At 69.7% G+C, this 2,981-nt stretch carries 4 protein-coding genes; 2 read left to right on the top strand and 2 right to left on the bottom strand.

What is annotated here, in order from left to right; genetic code table 11:
* Positions 1–3 precede the first annotated feature (3 nt).
* Together VM840_12975 and VM840_12970 are read left to right on the top strand one after the other, a co-directional pair.
* A complete protein-coding gene (locus VM840_12975; protein ID HVL82495.1) occupies positions 4–1,281 on the top strand; it encodes an adenylosuccinate synthase in 1,278 nt (425 codons plus the stop codon).
* On the top strand, positions 1,281–1,733 hold the full coding sequence (locus tag VM840_12970) for a hypothetical protein (GenBank protein HVL82494.1): 453 nt from the start codon (positions 1,281–1,283) through the stop codon (positions 1,731–1,733). Before VM840_12975 ends, VM840_12970 begins: the two co-directional genes overlap by 1 nt.
* Here the strand turns inward: VM840_12970 and VM840_12965 are convergent.
* Both VM840_12965 and VM840_12960 read right to left on the bottom strand, forming a co-directional pair.
* Complete coding sequence (locus VM840_12965) at positions 1,730–2,449, bottom strand: DUF169 domain-containing protein (GenBank protein HVL82493.1); 720 nt, start codon at positions 2,447–2,449, stop codon at positions 1,730–1,732. The two genes, VM840_12970 and VM840_12965, sit on opposite strands and share 4 nt — an antisense overlap.
* Before the next feature lie 87 nt (positions 2,450–2,536).
* On the bottom strand, positions 2,537–2,854 hold the full coding sequence (locus VM840_12960) for a hypothetical protein (GenBank protein ID HVL82492.1): 318 nt from the start codon (positions 2,852–2,854) through the stop codon (positions 2,537–2,539).
* Between the last annotated feature and the right edge of the window lie 127 nt (positions 2,855–2,981).

Genomic DNA, 2,981 nt, shown 5'->3' with positions numbered 1-2,981 from the left:
GCCATGCCCGTGACCGTGGTCGTCGGCGCGCAGTGGGGAGACGAAGGCAAGGGCAAGGTCACGGACCTGCTCGCGCCCGACGTCGAGATGGTCGTCCGCTACCAGGGCGGCGACAACGCCGGCCACACGATCGTGGTCGGGGACGAGGTCTACAAGCTCAGCCTGATCCCGTCCGGCATCCTGCACCCCCACATCACGCCCGTCATCGGCAACGGGGTCGTCGTCAACGCGAAGCGGCTCCTGGAGGAGATAGACATGCTCTCCTCCCGCGGTATCGACTGCTCTCGCCTGAGGGTGTCGGGGAACGCGCACCTCGTGATGCCGTACCACATCGCCCTGGACAAGGTGACCGAGCGATACCTGGGCAAGAACGCGATCGGGACGACGAAGCACGGGATCGGGTTCGCGTACGCGGACAAGGCCATCCGGGTCGGTCTGCGGGTCCAGGACCTGCTCGACCCGAAGATCTTCGCCGAGAAGCTCGACGTGGCCATGAAGCAGAAGAACGCGCTCCTCGCCCGCGCCTACAACAAGATGCCGCTCAAGCCGGCCGACGTGATGGCCGAGTTCCGCGTCTACGCCGAGCGCCTGAAGCCGTACATCACCGACACGGTGGGGCTGCTGCACGAGGCGGTGACGGAAGGGCGCCACGTCCTGCTTGAGGGTGCCCAGGCGACGCTGCTCGACCTCGACCACGGCAACTATCCCTTCGTCACCTCCTCCAACCCGGTGGCGGGCGGTGCGTGCGTGGGAGCCGGCATCGCGCCGCGAGACATCACGCGGGTGATCGGCGTGGCGAAGGCGTACGTGACCCGGGTGGGGAGCGGTCCGTTCCCGACCGAGCTGCACGGTGAGGAGGGGGACGTCCTGCGGGAGCGCGGGAAGGAGTTCGGGACGGTGACCGGACGCCCCCGGCGCTGCGGCTGGTTCGACGCCGTCCTGCTCCGCTACGCCGACCGTCTCAACGGCTTCGACGAGCTGGTGATCACCAACCTCGACGTCCTATCGGGGTTCGAGACGCTGCCGGTCGCCACCGAGTACACCCTGGGGGACACCACCTACAGGGAGGCGCCCTACCACCAGACGGTCTTCCACGCCGTCCGGCCGGTCTTCCGGAACCTGGCCGGGTGGGGCGATGAGATCACGAGAGCGACGTCGGCCGGCGACCTGCCGGCGCAGGCCCGCGACTACATCGCGTTCCTGGAGGAGGAGACGCGGGTGCCGATCCGGATCGTCTCGGTCGGCCCGGACCGCGAGCAGACCCTGCACGTCGCGGCCTGATGCGGCTCACGGCCTTCTTCTGCGCCGACCACGCCGAGGCGGTGAACGGCAAGCTCTACGTCACCGGCGGGTGCTGGAACGCGCTCAACGTCGCCCAGCTCCCCACGGCCTACCACCACCTCTCCGTCTGCATCGCGCTCGAGGTGCCGTGGGAGGAGACGGGGCGGCCCCACGCGTTCGATGTCCGACTGGTGGACGCCGACGGCCGGGACATGCTCCCCCAGTCCTTCGCCGGACAGATAGACACCGCCCGTCCCCCCGAGATGCGCGCCGGGGAGTCGCTCGCGGTGGTCATGGTGCTCAACCTCAACAACATGACGCTCACCCAGGACGGCCATCACGAGTTCGTGATGACCGTGGACGGGAACCCGCTGGGCCGCGCCCGGTTCCGGGTGAACGTGATGCAGCCGCCGGGCTCCCCATCCCAGGACATGCCCGGCCACTACATCTAGGCCCGGGCGAACCGTCGCTTGTCCTCGGCGGCGTAGGTCGCGACGGCGTCGTCCGCGGCCCGGTTCTCCCGCAGGCTCTCCAGCAGCGCGTCGAGCTGTGACGCTGGGATGGCGCACGTCATCTCGGTCGCGGGCATCGCCGTGCGCACCCTCGAGAGCGCGCAGCCTACGCTGCCGGCCACCCGGCCCTCCTCCGCCGCGATCGCCACGATGTGGCACTGGGGCTTGCCGCCCAGGTACATGTCGGGGACCGCGTCGTGCAGGACCATCATCTGCTTGCCGTTCACGCGGACGAGGACGACGTCCGGATCGAGCGGGGTCCGGTCCAGGGGGGCGTAGGTGATCGCCCCCGGCTTGCGGGAGACGGTGGGGATGTCGGCGAAGTCGGACGGGTCGACCCAGCCGGCCTCGACGATAGCCCCGACATCGGCCCGGCCGGCCGCCTCCTCTAGCGTGATGAGCCCGTGGGTGAGGCTCCCGACGCTGCAGTTGCCGTGATCGGCCGGCGCGGTCGCGAACGGACCCTTCGCCGCCTCCATCCAGAAGACGCACCCAGCCGGGACGCGCCCGGTGCGCCCGTCGGGGGTCGCCTCGGCCATCGGCGCGTCGAAGAAGCCAACCCCGTCCGGAGCGGCCTCGGTGAAGGTGATGGCGATCGGCGGCGTGCTCAGACCTAGGAGCTCGCTCAGGGCGGCGGACCGTTCAGTCCAACTCATCTCTTCCTCCTGCTCTGGGGGGCCCAAGATAGTCGAAGGCCCCCCGGCTCCAGAGCCGGGAGGCCTCCGTCCGTCGGGTCGTTGGGATCAGAAGAGGAGCGTGTCCGGGCCGCTCTCGTGCTTGTCGTCGCAGTCATCGGTCCACTCGCTGCCCAGCACGAGCTGGCCGCCGCCTCGCTGCAGCCCTTCGGTGTCGTTCGACTCGAGGTAGACCCAGACCTCGTCGTCGCCTCGGTAGTCGAAGTAGAAGGTGCCCGCCGGCGTGACGACCTTCTTCAGCTGCTCGTCGCCGGCGGGGAAGGGCTTCGTCGGGCGGCAAGCTGCCGAGGCGCTGGGTGTTCCCCCGAGTCCGACGGTGAGGGCGACCGCGGCCGCCCCGAGTGCTGCGATGCGGAACCTGCGCATTGAAGCCTCCTCAGATGGTTGTCCGCTCCTACTTCGACGGCGCGGACGGATCCCCTCCCCGACCGGGTAGCCTCTAGCCCGATGAGGGTGCTGGTCGTCGGGTCGGGCGTGCTCCCGCCCGCCCGAC

Source organism: Actinomycetota bacterium (genome assembly GCA_035540895.1).
Classification (GTDB): domain Bacteria; phylum Actinomycetota; class JAICYB01; order JAICYB01; family JAICYB01; genus DATLFR01.
The sequence above is the reverse complement of the archived record's forward strand: the minus strand, read 5'-3'. Positions and strand labels throughout refer to the sequence as shown.

What these genes read in the sequence shown, in the direction of transcription:
- VM840_12970 (HVL82494.1), top strand. Translation starts at nt 1,281, where the DNA reads ATGCGGCTCACGGCCTTCTTCTGCGCCGACCACGCCGAGGCGGTGAAC.
- VM840_12975 (HVL82495.1), top strand. Translation starts at nt 4, where the DNA reads ATGCCCGTGACCGTGGTCGTCGGCGCGCAGTGGGGAGACGAAGGCAAG.
- VM840_12965 (HVL82493.1), bottom strand. Translation starts at nt 2,449, where the DNA reads ATGAGTTGGACTGAACGGTCCGCCGCCCTGAGCGAGCTCCTAGGTCTG.
- VM840_12960 (HVL82492.1), bottom strand. Translation starts at nt 2,854, where the DNA reads ATGCGCAGGTTCCGCATCGCAGCACTCGGGGCGGCCGCGGTCGCCCTC.